The sequence below is a fragment of the Acetobacterium wieringae genome (assembly GCF_023700225.1).
Classification (GTDB): domain Bacteria; phylum Bacillota; class Clostridia; order Eubacteriales; family Eubacteriaceae; genus Acetobacterium; species Acetobacterium wieringae.
Map to the genome: position 1 here is coordinate 654,153 of NZ_CP097897.1, position 16,692 is coordinate 670,844.

Consider the following 16,692-nt stretch of genomic DNA (forward strand, 5'->3'; position numbering starts at 1 on the left):
TGAGCGGAAGATTTGGAAGGAAGAAGTTTATGGATAGGCAAAAGACATATAAATTAATCGAAAAAAACACTTTTACCTCGTGTGTTCCATTGATCAGCGCCAATCGTAATGAACTGTTGGCTGATGTTGAAGTGGGGGTGGCAAATGGCTGTGATTTTCTGGAGTGGCGCCGGGATCATTTTATGCCGGGAGAGATTCTTACTGTTGCAGACGAACAGGATCTGCTGAGTGAAATGAAAATCAGAATGCCTGATCAGGGGCTGATTTATACCTTTCGCAGTCATTATGAAGGTGGTGCTGTCGAAACTTCCGATGAGATTCGGGCAGACGCAGTGATGGCTGCGATAAAAAGTAACCGGGTTGACTATGTGGATGTGGAACTTAACAACGCGGCTCCTTTTTTGACGAGGATCAAAGAGGCTCTCAAAACAAGCGAGACCCAGTGGATCGTGTCATACCATGATTTTGCGAAAACGCCGACTACAGCGGAGATATGGGATATTTTTACAGCCATGGAGGAAGCAGGTGGAGACCTGCTTAAGCTGGCGGTCATGCCCCAGTCAACGGACGATGTGCGCCGTCTGATGCAGGCAACGCTTACCTATAATGAAAAATTTCCCAAAGCGATGATTGCCATTGCCATGGGAGCAAAGGGATCGATAACGCGAATAGCTCCGGAACTGTGTGGTGGTTCGCTGACTTTTGTGGCTGGGGCCGGGAAAACCGCCCCTGGACAGCTTAGTTTGGAAGAAATAGTGGATCTGAGGAAACGAATGGCTCTGATATAATTATCAGAGCCAGCGGTCATTCCAGAAGCTTATGCATCCAGGCGGTGTTGGTAAAACGAAAAACCAGCCACCGGGAAAAATAGGCACAGAGGATACCGATGATAATCCCGGCCAGAACATCGGTGGGGTAATGAACAAAAAGGTAAAGTCGTGAAAAACAAACAAGCAGAGCGAAAGTTACAAAAATCCAGCGCATTCGGTCTTTTCGGGTAATGAAATATGCCCAGACAAAGGCGAAAACGGACGAGCTGTGACCGGATGGAAAAGAAAAATCAGTCTGCACTGGTAACAGCATGTCGATCTCGTACAGGGTATAGGGGCGGGGTCTGGCCACCAGTGGTTTCAGTGTTAGATTTACAACCAAAAGATTGAATAAAAGCGAAACGGCAATGACGAGACCTGTTAAACGGGTTTCTTTTTTTATGAGCAGAAACAGTGTAAGCAACACGGTTAGAATGCCATCGCCCCATAAATTAGTGATAAAAATAAAAAAACCGTTAAGCTGTTCAAAAACCAGATGTTGATGGATCCATATTAAGATGTTGAGATCCATTAGTTTGCTCCATTGGATGTCTCAAGATCCTTAATGCACCAGTCGATGGGCGCAATTCCCTGGGCTTGCAACAGCTGGTTAGCTTTGGAAAAGGGCCGACTGCCAAAAAAACCACGGTGGGCTGACAAAGGGCTGGGATGGGCGGATTCAATGATGGGATGATGGCGGTTGGTAATTAGAGATTTTTTGTTTTGGGCATCCCGGCCCCAAAGAATAAAAATAACTGGTTCAGCTCGGGTGTTTAACAATTTTATGATCTGACTGGTAAAAATCTCCCAACCTGCATTTCGATGAGAACCTGCTTCACCACCCCGGACGGTGAGTACGGCATTGAGTAGCAGCACTCCCTGTGTGGCCCAGTCGGTCAAACAGCCATGGCGGGGTATCGGGCAACCCAAATCAGCTTCCAGCTCCTTATAGATATTTTGCAGCGAAGGGGGAATTGCTACGCCAGGTTTGACTGAAAAAGCCAGGCCATGGGCTTGCCCGGGACCGTGGTAGGGGTCTTGGCCAATGATACAAACCTTTGTTTGCGACAATGGCGTCAGGTGAAAGGCATTGAAGATATCATGCATGGGGGGGTAAACAACCCGGTTCTGATATTCGTTAATCAAAAAATGCCGCAGGTTCCGGTAGTAGTCGGATTTTAATTCGTGTTGAATGGGTTGTTCCCAATCGTTGTCAAAATGGATAGCCATCGTTTATTCTCCTAAATATAGTGGTGATGAGTGGATTTGGGTAAGTTAATGTCTTGATTATACACTATAAAATTGGATTATAACCATGATTTTTATTTGAATCAGGGAGGGACTGTGTTATAATGAATAAAGTATACAATATTAAGAGTGCAATGTGAGGAGAGATGAATAAGGTTGTGTTAAAGGCCAAAGCTAAAGTGAATCTATCTTTGGATGTTGTTGGCATCCGGGAAGATGGTTATCATGAAATGAAGATGATTAATCATTTAATCGAATTGGATGATATATTGACCTTTGAATCCTGTGCGACGGGAATCAGTTTAACGTCCAACGAGGATACCATTCCTCTGGATGAGCGAAATCTGGTGATCAAAGCAGCCCATAAACTGCAGCGTCAGTTTGATGTCAAACAGGGAGCTAAAATTCACCTGGAAAAGCGAATTCCAACTCAGGCTGGCCTGGCTGGAGGCAGCAGTGATGCAGCGGCTGCCTTAAATGGTCTGAATCGTCTTTGGCAACTGGGGCTAACGCAATCGGAGCTTTTGGCAATTGGCGTTACCATTGGGGCAGATGTACCGTACTGTCTGGTTGGTGGTACGGCTCTGGTAGAAGGGATCGGCGAAAAAATCACTCCGCTAAAAGACCTGAGGAAAATGATAGTTCTGGTGGTAAAACCAGATATTGATATCGCCACCCCCTGGGCCTTTAAAAAACTGGATGAATCAATGATCGAAAATCATCCGGATATTCCGGAGATTATCAAGCTGTTGCAGGATGATGCGTATGATATGTTAAAAATGAAACTGGGAAACGTTTTTGAAGCCGTAGCTTTTGCCGAATATCCTGAAATAAAGACGGTTAAAAACCAAATGATGGAACAGGGGGCTTTGGAACGCCGTCATGACCGGTAGCGGGTCGACGGTCATTGGGTATTATCAGAACCATGAATTGGCGGAAAAATCCTGGCGATTTTTCAAAGAAAAATATACAATGTGTTTTTTAAGCAACACTGAAGAAGGAGAAAACGATGTGGGATGATAAAAAAGGCTTAAGTCTTGATATAAGTTCCTGTAAGCCATTGCGGGAAATTGTTTTTGAAACCATCCGCTGCGCTATTATTACCGGTGAACTCCAACCGGGACAGCGTTTAATGGAGGTTCAGTTGGCTGAACAGATGGGCGTCAGCAGGACTCCGGTGCGAGAATCCATCCGGAAGCTTGAACTGGAGGGGCTGGTAAAAATGGTACCAAGAAAAGGTGTCTATGTGACACCAATGTCAGTGAACGATCTCAAAGAAATGATGGAAATCCGCCGGGCACTGGAAGGGTTGGCAGCTGAGCTGGCGGCCATGAATGCCACCAAAGAGGAAATCAGCAGGCTCTATGAAGCTAACGAATTGTTTGGAGAGTCGGCGTTGCATAATGATGAAGAGGGAATCATCAAACATGATATGCAGATTCATGAAACGATTTATACTGCATCAAAAAATGTCAAATTACAGGCAATGATCAATAGTCTGCGGGAGCAGATGCAGCGGTTTCGGGCTGAATACGTCCATCGCATTGAAGATAAAACGCCGCTGGTCAATCAGCATATGGAAATAATCAGACAGATCGAAAAGGGTGAGTGCCGAAAAGCCAATCTGGCCGCCTGCGATCATATCTATACGACTGGCGACAGCATGCTTGGTTTGCTCAAAAAAAACGAGTAGACAAAAAACGCCTCCCGGGATAAGACAATTTTTGTTTTATCCCGGGAGGCGTTTTGTTTAGCTGCAGTATTTTTAATTGATCTACTCCAGACTACCAAAGTCATTGTTTTCCAAAAAATTTTTATTGGTGAACAGCGCAATGACAAGGATAATGCTCCCACAAACTACAAAGATGTCGGCGAAATTAAAGATCGCAAATTTGATAACTCGAAAATCAAGAAAATCCACGACAAAATTCAGACGCAGGCGATCCAGTAAATTCCCGGCAGCACCGCCGATGATGAAGGCAAGAGCGGTTTTAATAACTCGATTCTCCCGGATATCTGGTATCTTGATTAAAAAATAGATGAGAACCCCAATAAAAACCAGGGTCATAAGAATTAAGAAAATCTGTTTATTAGTCATCAGACTGAATGCAGCACCGGTATTTTCGACATAGGTTAAATGAAAAACATCAGGAATAAGTGGTAAGGTATCAATCGGTTTTATATGGGCAACGACCAGGTATTTCGAATACTGGTCAAGAAATATAGCAAAAAGAATAATAGCGATATAGATCATGATTTCTCCTAAAAAAAGAATTAACTATAAAAATATTATGATAGATTTCTCTAAAAGACAAGGAAAACTTTAAAATATACGGGTATTAATGCGGTTTTGTTTAATCATAATTTAAGAATCTGGCTGAAACTGCTTTAATTTTTTCCGGTTAAATGTTAAGATATAACTCGAATTAAAAACAGTATTGGAGGAGCGGTTGAAATTTAAAATCGATCAGGAACTTGTAAAAAAATACAGCTATCTGTTAGTGGGGATACTTATCCTAATTTTGTCATATAAATTATTGGATAATTTTGGCGTCGTTACCCAAACACTAAGTGGCATGATTACCAGAACTCTGGAAGTATTGATGCCGATTCTGTTGGGTGTAGTGCTGGCATATTTTTTATTCCGGCCAATGCGGGGAGTGGAAAAGTTTATCTTTAAAACGGTTCCCCGAAGCCAAAACAAGGCCCGGGTGGTTCGCTTGCTTTCAATTCTGATTGTCTATGTGATCACCATTATCTTAATTGTATTGTTTTTTTATGCGACGATTCCATCGGTGATCGAGAGTCTGACCGGTCTGATTGCCCAGACTCCCGAGTACTTAACAATCATTGATAACTATCTGGGAGAAAGTCTGGCTAAAGGTGGAGCCGCACAGGATATTTTAACTGAACTGAAGGTAGCAATCGATAGTCTGCAGAATATGACGGCAATGGATGTACTCAATCAGCTGACCACATATTTTGGGGCTAATCCGGACTCCATTAAAAATATCGGTAATTTTGCCTTTGTCTTTTTAAAAGGAACCATCGGCTTTGTCATCAGCTTTTTTATTGTTTTTTTTGTTGGGCTCTATTTAATGCTGGATAAGGAAAAAATCAGTGATCAGGTCGATCGTTTTGCTAAAGCGGTGTTAAACAAGACCTTATACAATGGAAGTCATTGGGCGATCCTGACCATTGATGAAATTTTTTACAAATATTTTACCGGAAAAATTCTGACATCAATGCTGATTGGATTTTTATTTTATCTGGGACTTTTGGTGATTGGCGTGGATTATGCACCCTTATTTGGTGTGATTGTTGCCGTTACCAATGTGATTCCATATTTTGGTCCAATTATTGGGGCGGTACCGGCTATTGTCATCACCTTTATTGATGATCCGTCCAAGGCCTTTTGGGTGGCAATCTGGATTCTTGTTGTCCAGCAGTTTGATGGTAATGTTTTAGCACCAAATGTGTTGGGAAAAATTGTCGAGCTCAATCCCTTCTGGGTATTGTTCTCAGTTATTGTCGGGGGCAGTCTTTTTGGCCTGTTGGGGATGTTTGTGGCGATTCCGATGTTTGCAGTGATCAAAGTGTTTTTTGAAGAAGGACTGACTCGGTGGGAACGAAAAAAAGAGGCGCTTGAAAAACTACAGGGATAAACAGTAACAAAACTATTTAGAATAATTGCGGGGGAAACCCCTTGAATAAGGAAAGGACAGAGATAAATGGAAAGTGTATTTGACGTATTGCAGGAGCGGGGCTTTATTGAACAATGTACCCACGAAGAAGAGATAAAAAAATTACTGGCGGAAGAATCCGTTTCTTTTTATATTGGTTTTGATCCAACGGCTGACAGTCTTCATATTGGACATTTCATTCAGATTATGGTGATGGCTCACATGCAACGTCATGGCCATCGACCGATTGCCTTAATCGGAGGTGGAACCACGATGATTGGTGATCCTTCTGGCCGATCTGATATGCGTCAGGTGATGACGTTGGAACGGATTGTTGAGAATGGTGAAAAATTCAAAAAGGTCTTTGAAAAATTTCTGACCTTTGAAGATGACAAGGCGGTGATGCTCAATAACGCCCAGTGGTTGCTGCCGCTTAATTACATTGACTTTTTACGGGAAATTGGAACCCATTTCTCAGTTAACCGGATGCTGACGGCGGATTGCTATAAATCACGGCTCGAAAAAGGACTGACCTTTTTGGAATTTAATTATATGCTGCTCCAGGCCTATGATTTTTATGTGCTGCATAAAGAGCAGGGCTGTAAGATGCAGTTTGGTGGAAATGACCAGTGGTCGAATATTATTGCTGGAGTTGAGCTGGTTCGTCGCAAAGATGCGAAACAGGTCTATGGCATGACCTTCTCGCTACTGACCACCAGTGAGGGCATTAAAATGGGAAAAACTGCCAAAGGGGCATTGTGGCTGGATCCGGAAAAAACATCGCCCTATGAGTTTTATCAGTACTGGCGAAACATTGCCGATGCTGATGTGGAAAAATGTCTGGCGCTTTTGACCTTCATTCCGATGGATGAGGTGCGGCGTTTGGGAGCCCTTAAAGACTCCCAAATCAATCAGGCCAAGGAAATCCTGGCGTTTACCGTTACTGAGATTATCCATGGCACGGAAGCAGCTCAGGAAGCTCAAAGTGCGGCCCGCAAGCTTTTTGCTGGCGATCAGGGAGATGCTGAAATTCCAAGTGTGGATTTATTGCAAGCGGAATTGGGCGACGGCATGGATATCCTGTCAATACTCGAAGTGGCGAAGTTGATCCCTACCCGCAGTGAGGGACGTCGTTTGATTGACCAGGGCGGAGTTCTGCTAAATGGTGAAAAAGTATCCGATTTTAAACGGCTGGTAACACTGGCAGATTTTAAAGACAAGAAAATTGTTCTCAAAAAGGGCAAAAAAGCGTTCAAGCAAATTAATTTAGTATAGAAGGTGACCAGATGATCAGTTCAAAACCTGTGAGAGGTACCCGGGATATTTTGCCCGAGGAAATGAAAATTCGGGATCGGTTGGAGCAACAGATATTGGCAGTCTACCGTTCTCATGGCTTCAGCCGGATTGAAACCCCGGTGATGGAAAATCTCGAATTGCTGCTGGGCAGTGATGGTGGCGAGAACTTAAAAATGCTGTTTACCATCTTAAAGCGTGGCGAAAAGCTGGATTTAAGTCAGGAAGCCAGTGTAACAGATCTTTGTGATATGGGTCTGCGCTTTGATCTAACTTTGCCCCTGAGCCGTTTTTATTCAAACAATCAGGAAGTGCTCGAAACGCCGTTTAAGGCAATACAGATCGGTAATGTCTTTCGGGCGGAGCGACCTCAAAAAGGCCGGTTTCGGGCCTTTAAACAATGTGATATCGATATTATTGGCGATCCTACCGTTTCGGCAGAGATTGAGCTAATGGATACCACGGCCAAAGCGCTGCTGGCAATGGGGTTTGCCGGTTTCACGATAAAAGTGAATCATCGTCAGCTCTTAAGTGAAGTCATTATCAATGCTGGCTTTGCCGCAGATCAGGTCGGAACAGTCTGTATTGCACTCGATAAAATGGATAAAATTGGAGTCGCTGGAGTAACCGGCGAATTGTTGGAAAAGGGACATGACCAGGAAAAAGTCGACAAGCTGATGGCCTGTGTGACCGGCATTAGTCTGGACAATTTGGAACGGTGGGTGGAAGATGCTGTTGCTGTTGGCCAATTAAACGAGGTGATTAACACCGTCAAAATCCTTGCTAAAGAACAATTTGATGTTGTTTTTGACTTTTCGCTGATCCGGGGAATGGGTTATTACACTGGTCTGATCTTTGAAGTCAGCTATGGCCCTTATGGTTATTCCATTGCCGGTGGTGGCCGTTATGACAACATGATTGGCAAATACAATAAAGTTTCAGTACCGGCAGTGGGTTTCTCGATTGGCTTTGAGCGAATCATTACGATTCTTATGGAAGAGCAGAAAGATGCCCGGCAAGTTGATTCGGCAATCATCCTGTTCTACGATCCACAGAGCAGCAACATGGCAGAAGTTATTGGTGAAGGCGATCGCTGGCGGATCAAAGGGTATCAGGTCAATCTGGTGGCCATGAAGAAAAAATTTGGTAAACAGATTGCCGCCTGGGATAATGGACAATACGAAGGCTTTGTGGTTTTTGGTCGGGATGAAGCGATAAAGAATTTTTAGAAGAAGAACTGATTTTTACTGCCCCAGGCACCGGTTGCGATGAGTGTAACGGTGTTTGGGGTTTCATTTTTATTTAAATATAGTTATTTAAGAATATCTCGAATTTTTGTGTTATAATGTACTATTGAGAGTTAACGACAAGATCAAAAATAATGATAAAGGAAAAATGAATGTCGAAAAAGATAAACTTAATTGCCACAGTGGCTTTTGGAATCGAAAGTGTGGTAAAGGACGAAATAAAAAAACTGGGCTACGAGGTAACTGAAGTGGAAAACGGAAAAATCCGTTATTCCGGGCCTCTGGAAGCGATTCCCCGGTCAAATCTCTGGCTCCGTTGTGCTGATCGGGTGCTGTTGGAGATTGGCCGTTTTAAGGCCGAAACCTTTGATGAACTGTTTGAGAAAACAAAGGCATTGCCCTGGGAAAACTGGATCCCGGTTGACGGCGAATTTCCGGCGGCTAAAATTACCAGTGTTAAATCAACGCTGTTTAGTAAATCGGACGGACAGCGAATTGTCAAAAAAGCCGTGGTGGAACGCTTAAGATCGAAATATCAGGTCGATTGGTTTGATGAGAATGGCGGAAAGTATCCGATTCATATTCAAATTCTTAAAGATGAAGTCACCCTTTCCATCGATACCAGTGGCTCTGGTCTTAATAAGCGGGGGTACCGCCAATATGGCAATGAGGCGCCGCTAAAAGAAACCATTTCTGCGGCGCTGGTTTATCTATCCCGGTGGCGACCAGATCGGGTTTTTCTCGATCCTCTTTGTGGATCCGGAACGATTGTCATTGAAGCGGCGCTGATCGGTAAAAATATTGCCCCGGGGCTGAAACGGGATTTTGTCTCTGAAACCTGGGACGCCATTCCGCCGGAATTGTGGGAACAGGCTCGTCAGGAAGCCCGGGATGCCATCAATGACAAAGAATTTTTGTTGCTGGGATCCGATTGTGATGCCAATGCGCTAAAACAAGCCCGGACGAATGCAGAATTGGCTGGCGTTTCAGATTTGGTCGCTTTTCAAAAACTGCCGGTTCAGTCGGTATCCACCAAGAAAAAATATGGGGTCATTATCACCAACCCGCCCTATGGTGAGCGAATCGGCGAAGAAAAAGAAATTCAACGCCTCTATCGTGATATGGGTAAGGTCTTTCACAGTCTGGATAGTTGGTCTTATTTTATTATTACCGGTTATGAAAAGTTTGAGAAATATTTTGGCGAAGTGGCAACCAAGAATCGCAAGCTTTATAATGGCGACATTAAGACCTACTATTATCAGTATTATGGACCACTGCCGCCACGAAAACGAAACCCTGTCGATGAAGCCCAAAATATGAATGCAGAAACTGAAATAAACACACAAGCCAATAAATAAACGAAATAATGCAAGAATCGGTTTATCGAGAAATAAATCGAATTAAAATAAAAGAATAGGTGAAAAGATGAAACGAGTATCAAATAGTCGCTCAAACAGCAGCAAGACCAGTGACAAGCCCCGAGGGAAAAGAAATGACCAGGCGGTAAATGGGGATAAAAGGCCCCGCAAGTTTGAAGAACGTGGGGAAAAGGACGATAAAAAACCACGGAAATTTGACAGTCGAGATTCCCGGGAGGAGCGTGGCCCCCGTCGCTTTGACGATCGGCGACCACAACGCAAGTTTGATGGATATAATCGGGAAGACGAAGGCGTTACCGCAGAAACGTTTGTAATTGTCGGAAAAAACCCGGTGATGGAAGCACTTCGTTCCGGTCAGGAAATCGACAAGTTATTGATTTTAAAAGACAATACCGATCATGTTCTTAAAAAGATTAGCGATGCAGCGAAAAAACAGAATATCATTATTCATTCGGTCGAAAAAGCCAGACTGGAGTATCTGGCTGATGGTCAGGTACATCAGGGGATTGTGGCGTTGATGGCGCCATTTCCCTATAGTAATCTTCAGGATATCTTAAATCATGCCAAAAGCAAGGGTCGAGCCCCCTTTATCGTTATTCTCGATCATCTGACGGATCCCCATAACTTGGGGGCGATAATACGGAGTGCCAATATTTGTGGGGCTGACGGCGTCATCATTCCCAATCGCCGCTCGGCTTCGCTAACAGCGGTTTCGGTAAAGGCTTCATCTGGAGCAGTATCCCATACCCCGATTGTTAAGGTGACAAATTTAAGTCAGACAATTGATGACCTTAAGAAAAAAGGTTTCTGGATCATGTCCACTGACATGAAAGGGAATCCCTATTATAAGGCTGATTACAAGGGATCGCTGGCCATTGTCATTGGCAATGAAGGTAACGGGATCAGTGAAAAGATAAAGAAGCAATGTGATTTTTCGGTATCGATTCCGATTCATGGCGAGATCGAATCCTTTAATGCATCAGCAGCAGCAGCGATCATTTTTGCAGAGGCTGCCAAACAGCGATTTCAATGAAAACCATATTAATTGTGGATGGTTATAATGTCATTCATGGTTCAGATGATTTAAAACGTCTTTCAGAAATTCAGTTGGAAGAAGCCAGGCTAAAGTTGATCGATGATTTAAATGGCTACAGCGGATTTAAAGGATGGGAAACCATCCTTGTTTTCGATGCCTATCAGCAACAATCATTGGAAAAACGGGAAGAAGTCCATGGCCGGATCAAAGTAGTGTTTACCGAAAAGAATAAAACCGCCGACAGCTATATTGAAAAGCTTGTCTATAGCCTCCCGAAAGCTTATAACGTTCGGGTGGTAACGTCAGATTTTACCCTTCAGCAAATGGTCATGGCCAACGGCGCCGAGCGGGTTCCAGTGCGGGAGTTGATCCAGGATATGGAAGCGTCGTTGAAGAATTTTCGGGATGATAAGAGAAAAAGCGTCCCGAAACAGGGTCTTAAGCTCAGTGATTTTTTGGATGAAGAAACCCTGGATCAATTTAACAAAATGCGTGTTAAAGAATAATGTGAGGAAAAGATGGTTAAGCTAAGCAATGATAAACTAGCGGAATCGGAAATCGTCAGGCGTGCCCAGCAGGGGGACAAAGAGGCAGAGGAGTATCTTCTGGAAAAATATCGAAAAAATGTCCTGATCCGAGCCCGTTCTTATTATCTGGTTGGCGGGGATCATGAGGATTTGATTCAGGAAGGGATGATTGGGTTACTAAAGGCTATATGGGACTTTCGCCCTGATCGGGAGACACAATTTGCAACTTTTGCCAATCTTTGTATCGAACGCCAAATTCAAACAGCGATCAGCTCGGCGAATCGTCAGAAACATATGCCACTTAACAATTCGGTATCAATTTATGCGGCTGTTTCGGAAGAAGATCCTGGAAATACGATTTTTGACCGATTGGCAGCTAAAAAAAGTGTGGAGCCGGGAGTAAAATTAATTAAAGAAGAAGAATTGGAACAGCTGATGATTGATGTTAAACGGGAATTGTCCAGCTTTGAGAAAAAAGTTCTGGCACTTTATATCCAGGGGGCCTCCTATTATGAGATTTCCAGAATATTAGCGTGTGGAAATAAATCGGTGGACAATGCCTTGCAGCGCATTCGAAAAAAAATCGGTAAAAAGATTTAAAAAACAGTTGACAAAAATGGCAAAACAAACTATTATAGAGAAGCTGAATTAATAAGCACGTGGGAGAATGCCCGAGTGGCTAAAGGGGGCGGACTGTAAATCCGTTGACGACGTCTACGATGGTTCGAATCCATCTTCTCCCACCACTTTATTATAAGCCCTCATAGCTCAGTAGGTAGAGCACCACCATGGTAAGGTGGGGGTCTCCGGTTCAAATCCGGATGAGGGCTCCATTTTTATATCATAAATTAAATTTGACATAGTGGTTAAACGATAATATTTAGATTTATAAGGAGAATACAAATGGCAAAGTCAAAATTTGAAAGAAATAAGCCCCACGTAAATGTTGGAACAATTGGTCACGTTGACCACGGTAAAACGACATTAACAGCGGCCATCACATCTGTATTAAACAAACGTTTTGGAACCGGTGAAGCCGTAGCATTCGAAAACATCGATAAAGCCCCAGAAGAAAGAGAACGTGGAATCACTATTTCCACCGCTCACGTTGAATATGAAACAGCGAACCGTCATTACGCCCACGTTGACTGCCCAGGCCATGCCGATTATGTTAAGAACATGATCACTGGTGCTGCCCAAATGGATGGTGCCATCCTGGTTGTTAGTGCGGCTGATGGTCCAATGCCACAGACCCGTGAACATATCCTGTTAAGCCGTCAGGTCGGTGTGCCATACATCGTTGTTTTCTTAAACAAAGTTGATATGGTCGATGACGAAGAATTACTGGAATTAGTTGAAATGGAAGTTCGCGAACTGCTTGACGAATACGAATTCCCAGGTGATGATACCCCAATCATTCCCGGATCGGCATTACGTGCCTTAGAAGATCCAGACGGCGAATGGGGCGACAAAATTGTTGAACTGATGACTGCTGTTGACAACTGGATCCCCGATCCAGAACGTGATACCGACAAACCATTCCTGATGCCAGTTGAAGATGTTTTCTCAATCACTGGTCGAGGAACTGTTGCAACCGGACGTATCGAACGTGGTGTTGTTAAAGTTGGTGAAGAAGTTGAAATCGTTGGTATCCACGACAGCCGAAAAACCGTTGTAACCGGAATCGAAATGTTCCGTAAATTACTGGACGAAGGTCGTTCTGGCGACAACGTTGGTGCATTACTGCGTGGTGTTGACCGTACTCAGATCGAACGTGGTCAGGTACTGGCTAAACCAGGCTCCATCAAACCACATACCCACTACATGTCAGAAGTCTATGTCTTAACCAAAGAAGAAGGTGGACGTCATACCCCATTCTTCGATGGCTACCGTCCACAGTTCTACTTCAGAACAACCGACGTTACTGGTATCATCAAATTACCAGAAGGTGTCGAAATGGTAATGCCTGGCGATAACGTTCAAATGGAAATCACCCTGATCACTCCAATTGCGATCGAAGAAGGTTTACGTTTTGCGATTCGTGAAGGTGGCCGTACTGTTGGTTCTGGTGTTGTTGCCAAAATGTTGGAAGACTAATAACAGAGCAAAGACAGACTAAATAAATAACTTATGGATATTTAAATTAGCAACCCATCATATAGAAAATTAACCGTCCTTTTTAGGGCGGTTTTTTTATTTGGATATTGTTAAAATTATAAGTTAGTGATAAAATAATGACTTAAACAAAATGATAAATTAATAGCAATAAGTAGTATCGATAAGTTGAAAATTGCTGGCTGCAATTGGAAAGAAGTGAAAAATGATAAGACTTTTAGTGGACAGTATGTGCGATCTGCCAAAAGATTTTGCAAATCATCCCAACTTGGATATGGTTTCGTTAAATGTAATTATAGAAGGCGTGGCTTATCGGGATAAACGGGAAATTGATTTGGATGGCATGAATAAATTTATGGCCCGGGGAATCGTGCCAACCACATCTCAGGTGAATCCGGGGGACTTCCTGGAATACTTTGAAGATTGTGCTAAGAATAATGTGGAATGTCTGTATCTGGCTTTTACCTCTAAACTATCGGGGAGTTATGAGACGTCATGCCTGATTCTAAAAGAAGTGAAGGAAAAATATCCCGCCTTCAACTGTCGGATTGTTGACAGTCTCCACAGCGGTGGCAGCATTGGCCTGATTGCGGTGGAGTTGTTGAAATTGGTTGACCAGGGCAAAGACCTGGACTATCTGGCTGCTGCGGCAAAAAAAATTATTCCTCATGCTCACTTCTATTTTAGTATTGAAGATCTTAACTGGCTTTATATGGGTGGGCGGGTATCTAAGGGTACTGCTGTTGTTGGCGGGTTCCTAAAAATTCATCCGATCGTTTCAGTGGAAGAAGGGGAATTGAAGATCATTGGCAAATCCCGGGGGCCTAAGAAAGCGCAAAAGACAATTATTGATAAAACGGCTGAAAACATTGCTGGTTATCTGGATCAACACGTTGGCATTGCATTTAATGGCTCGATGAAGCCGGTGGAGGAGTACGATGCAGCGCTTCGTTTAATGGGTGTTAAACATATTGAACCAGTCCCGATCGGATGTGTGTTGGCTGCTCATTTGGGACTTCAGGGGACAGGGATTTATTTTTTTGACACGGCGCCGGAGACGATTTTGGAGCAAACGAAAAATAATTGAAAAATCTTGTAAAATATGAAAAAACGCTTGCCAAAGGCGTTTTTTTCTTGTATAATGTGAAAGGTTGACACTCTGCGATGAAGTGAGAGGTTGCTGTCGCCTTAGGCAGGTTTTTCCCATGGAGTATGTCACGATCTTAGAATCGGACGACAACCACTTAAATCATCTGATTTTTGCAAAATGATCCGTCATTTTGCTAAAAAAATAATGATGAAACACCCGGATGGGTTGACGAGTGGTTGGAGTACCTAAATGACGAGTAAAAATTGATAAGGAGGTAAAATTTAGGTATGGCAAAACAAAAAATTAGAATCAGATTAAAAGCGTTTGATCACAAACTGTTGGATCAATCCGCTGAACGAATTGTGGAAACAGCAAAGAGAACAGGTGCGAGCGTTTCTGGCCCGGTGCCACTGCCAACAGACAAAGAAATCATTACAATTCTGCGAGCAGTACACAAGTATAAGGATTCCAGAGAGCAATTTGAAATGCGTACTCACAAACGGTTGATTGACATTTTAAACCCAACACCAAAAACCGTAGACGCATTAATGCGATTGAACTTACCAGCAGGCGTTGATATAGAAATCAAACTATAAGCCCCAATTGGTATTATGATTGCAAAGCAATCCAATGATATTTAGGAGGAAATGATGAAAAAAGCGATTATCGGACGAAAAATTGGAATGACCCAGATTTTCACAGAAAATGGAACAGTAATTCCAGTAACAGTAGTTGAAGCAGGGCCCTGCGTTGTGCTTCAAAAGAAAACCATCGAAACTGACGGATATGAAGCAGTGCAATTAGCATTTGGCGAAGTGAAAGAACGACGCATGACAAAACCGCTAAAAGGTCACTATGACAAAAACAGTATCGAGTATAAAAAAGTAATCCGGGAATTCAAACTTGACGATTATGCAAGTTATGAAACCGGTCAATTAATTCAGGCTGATGTGTTTGAAGCTGGCGAACGTGTGGATATTTCAGGGACTTCAAAAGGTAAGGGATTCCAGGGGGTTATTAAACGACATAACCAATCCCGGGGACCAATGGCCCATGGTTCTAAGTATCACCGTAGCCCAGGTTCCATGGGAGCATCTTCTTCGCCTTCACGAGTATTCAAAGGCAAGAAGCTTCCAGGCCAGATGGGGAACAAAAATGTAACTGCAGTTAATTTGGAAGTTGTTAAAGTCGATGCGGAAAACAATGTACTTTTAATCAAAGGTGCAGTACCAGGCATTCGAGGAGCACTTATTACAATTAAAAGCAGCGTTAAAGCATAAAAAAATCAAGCCTGAAAGGAGGAAATCAAATGCCTAAAATTGACGTTTTAGATGTAAAAGGAAATGTTGTTGGTGATGTCGAATTAAGCGAAGGAATCTTCGGAATCGAACCCAACGAACATGTAGTACATGAAGTAGTGGTCGCACTGCTTGCAAATAGACGACAGGGAACACGTTCCGCCTTGACTCGATCAGAAGTCCGTGGCGGTGGTCGAAAACCCTGGAGACAAAAAGGAACAGGCCGGGCTCGAGCCGGTACCATCCGATCTCCATTGTGGAAGGGTGGCGGTGTGATCTTTGCACCAAAATCAAGAGATTACAGCAAAAAGGTTAACAAGAAAGTTAAAGCTTTAGCAATGAAATCTGTTTTCTCGGCAAAGGCTCAGGACAACGAACTGCGGGTTCTGAATCAATTGGTGATGGATGCTCCAAAAACCAAAGAAATGGTAGCGGTGCTGAACAATATCAACGCTCAAAAAGCCTTGATTGTACTGCCGGAAAACAACGAAGCGATTATCCGCTCCGCAAACAATATTCCTAAAGTTGCAACAACGACAGTCAGTGAATTAAACGTCTATGATATGTTGAAATATGATGTATTGATCATGACTCAGGAATCATTACAAAAAATTGAGGAGGTATACGCATAATGAAAAATCCTCGCGATATTATTATCAAGCCGATTATTACCGAACGTAGTATGGCTGACGCTGAAGAAAAAAAATTCACATTTAAAGTGGACAAACGAGCGAATAAAATTGAAATCAAAAATGCAGTTGAAGTCATTTTTGGTGTTGAAGTTGAAAAAGTAAGCACCATGAACATGAAGGGTAAACTGAAAAGAACCGGACGTTTCGTTGGTCGCAGATCAGACTGGAAAAAAGCAATCGTAAAATTGACACCGGCAAGTAAGGGTATTCAATTCTTCGAAGGCGTATAAGCAAAAACGAGACTACAACCCGAGAAGCATACAAAAAAGGAGGTA

The 16,692-nt window shown here is 43.1% G+C and carries 19 protein-coding genes and 2 tRNA genes; 18 read left to right on the forward strand and 3 right to left on the reverse strand.

Annotated elements, in window-relative coordinates; translation table 11 throughout:
- The first annotated feature begins 29 nt into the window (after nt 1-29).
- Complete coding sequence (gene aroD / locus CHL1_RS03125) at nt 30-788, forward strand: type I 3-dehydroquinate dehydratase (protein WP_250934617.1); 759 nt, start codon at nt 30-32, stop codon at nt 786-788.
- 16 nt (nt 789-804) lie between these two features.
- Here aroD and CHL1_RS03130 read toward each other — a convergent pair whose 3' ends face one another.
- A complete protein-coding gene (locus CHL1_RS03130) occupies nt 805-1,341 on the reverse strand; it encodes a phosphatase PAP2 family protein (RefSeq protein WP_070369917.1) in 537 nt (178 codons plus the stop codon).
- On the reverse strand, nt 1,341-2,039 hold the full coding sequence (locus CHL1_RS03135; RefSeq protein ID WP_070369918.1) for a uracil-DNA glycosylase: 699 nt from the start codon (nt 2,037-2,039) through the stop codon (nt 1,341-1,343). The genes CHL1_RS03130 and CHL1_RS03135 overlap by 1 nt, the downstream gene beginning before the upstream one ends.
- A gap of 164 nt (nt 2,040-2,203) precedes the next feature.
- Between CHL1_RS03135 and ispE the strand changes: the two genes are divergently transcribed.
- Together ispE and CHL1_RS03145 are read left to right on the forward strand one after the other, a co-directional pair.
- Nucleotides 2,204-2,950, forward strand: a complete 747-nt coding sequence (ispE, locus tag CHL1_RS03140) for a 4-(cytidine 5'-diphospho)-2-C-methyl-D-erythritol kinase (protein ID WP_250934618.1) — start codon at nt 2,204-2,206, stop codon at nt 2,948-2,950.
- 116 nt (nt 2,951-3,066) lie between these two features.
- Entirely contained in the window at nt 3,067-3,750 is a 684-nt protein-coding gene (locus CHL1_RS03145) for a GntR family transcriptional regulator (RefSeq protein WP_070369920.1), read from the forward strand.
- Nucleotides 3,751-3,831: 81 nt separating this feature from the next.
- Here CHL1_RS03145 and lspA read toward each other — a convergent pair whose 3' ends face one another.
- Entirely contained in the window at nt 3,832-4,311 is a 480-nt protein-coding gene (gene lspA, locus CHL1_RS03150; RefSeq protein WP_070369921.1) for a signal peptidase II, read from the reverse strand.
- 196 nt (nt 4,312-4,507) lie between these two features.
- On the opposite strand from lspA, the gene CHL1_RS03155 reads away from it, so the two are divergent.
- The 15 genes from CHL1_RS03155 (at nt 4,508) to rplW (ending at nt 16,647) form a co-directional block, all read left to right on the forward strand.
- Nucleotides 4,508-5,722, forward strand: a complete 1,215-nt coding sequence (locus CHL1_RS03155; RefSeq protein ID WP_242871564.1) for an AI-2E family transporter — start codon at nt 4,508-4,510, stop codon at nt 5,720-5,722.
- Nucleotides 5,723-5,788: 66 nt separating this feature from the next.
- Nucleotides 5,789-7,015 carry a tyrosine--tRNA ligase gene (gene tyrS / locus CHL1_RS03160; RefSeq protein WP_070369923.1) on the forward strand — a complete coding sequence of 409 codons (1,227 nt, stop codon included), beginning with the start codon at nt 5,789-5,791 and terminating at the stop codon, nt 7,013-7,015.
- 11 nt (nt 7,016-7,026) lie between these two features.
- Nucleotides 7,027-8,262: a histidine--tRNA ligase gene (gene hisS / locus CHL1_RS03165; RefSeq protein ID WP_070369924.1), complete on the forward strand. Its 1,236-nt coding sequence runs from the start codon at nt 7,027-7,029 to the stop codon at nt 8,260-8,262.
- A 170-nt stretch (nt 8,263-8,432) separates the two neighbouring features.
- Nucleotides 8,433-9,638: a THUMP domain-containing class I SAM-dependent RNA methyltransferase gene (locus tag CHL1_RS03170; protein WP_228881335.1), complete on the forward strand. Its 1,206-nt coding sequence runs from the start codon at nt 8,433-8,435 to the stop codon at nt 9,636-9,638.
- A gap of 67 nt (nt 9,639-9,705) precedes the next feature.
- Entirely contained in the window at nt 9,706-10,692 is a 987-nt protein-coding gene (rlmB, locus tag CHL1_RS03175; RefSeq protein ID WP_250934619.1) for a 23S rRNA (guanosine(2251)-2'-O)-methyltransferase RlmB, read from the forward strand.
- Nucleotides 10,689-11,201 carry an NYN domain-containing protein gene (locus tag CHL1_RS03180; RefSeq protein ID WP_070369927.1) on the forward strand — a complete coding sequence of 171 codons (513 nt, stop codon included), beginning with the start codon at nt 10,689-10,691 and terminating at the stop codon, nt 11,199-11,201. Before rlmB ends, CHL1_RS03180 begins: the two co-directional genes overlap by 4 nt.
- Nucleotides 11,202-11,213: 12 nt before the next feature.
- On the forward strand, nt 11,214-11,822 hold the full coding sequence (gene sigH / locus CHL1_RS03185) for an RNA polymerase sporulation sigma factor SigH (protein WP_070369928.1): 609 nt from the start codon (nt 11,214-11,216) through the stop codon (nt 11,820-11,822).
- A 61-nt stretch (nt 11,823-11,883) separates the two neighbouring features.
- Nucleotides 11,884-11,968, forward strand: a tRNA-Tyr gene (locus CHL1_RS03190).
- 11 nt (nt 11,969-11,979) lie between these two features.
- Nucleotides 11,980-12,055, forward strand: a tRNA-Thr gene (locus CHL1_RS03195).
- Nucleotides 12,056-12,125: 70 nt separating this feature from the next.
- Nucleotides 12,126-13,319: an elongation factor Tu gene (tuf, locus tag CHL1_RS03200; RefSeq protein ID WP_070369929.1), complete on the forward strand. Its 1,194-nt coding sequence runs from the start codon at nt 12,126-12,128 to the stop codon at nt 13,317-13,319.
- Nucleotides 13,320-13,542: 223 nt separating this feature from the next.
- Nucleotides 13,543-14,424: a DegV family protein gene (locus CHL1_RS03205; protein ID WP_250934620.1), complete on the forward strand. Its 882-nt coding sequence runs from the start codon at nt 13,543-13,545 to the stop codon at nt 14,422-14,424.
- 290 nt (nt 14,425-14,714) lie between these two features.
- Nucleotides 14,715-15,023 carry a 30S ribosomal protein S10 gene (gene rpsJ, locus CHL1_RS03210; RefSeq protein WP_014357213.1) on the forward strand — a complete coding sequence of 103 codons (309 nt, stop codon included), beginning with the start codon at nt 14,715-14,717 and terminating at the stop codon, nt 15,021-15,023.
- Nucleotides 15,024-15,077: 54 nt separating this feature from the next.
- Complete coding sequence (rplC, locus tag CHL1_RS03215) at nt 15,078-15,707, forward strand: 50S ribosomal protein L3 (RefSeq protein ID WP_070369931.1); 630 nt, start codon at nt 15,078-15,080, stop codon at nt 15,705-15,707.
- Nucleotides 15,708-15,736: 29 nt separating this feature from the next.
- The gene (gene rplD, locus CHL1_RS03220; RefSeq protein ID WP_148637297.1) at nt 15,737-16,357 is read left to right on the forward strand and encodes a 50S ribosomal protein L4; all 621 of its coding nucleotides are present in this window, start codon (nt 15,737-15,739) and stop codon (nt 16,355-16,357) included.
- Nucleotides 16,357-16,647 (forward strand): 50S ribosomal protein L23, encoded by a 291-nt coding sequence (gene rplW / locus CHL1_RS03225; protein WP_148637298.1) that lies wholly within the window; start codon nt 16,357-16,359, stop codon nt 16,645-16,647. The genes rplD and rplW overlap by 1 nt, the downstream gene beginning before the upstream one ends.
- Nucleotides 16,648-16,692: the final 45 nt, after the last annotated feature.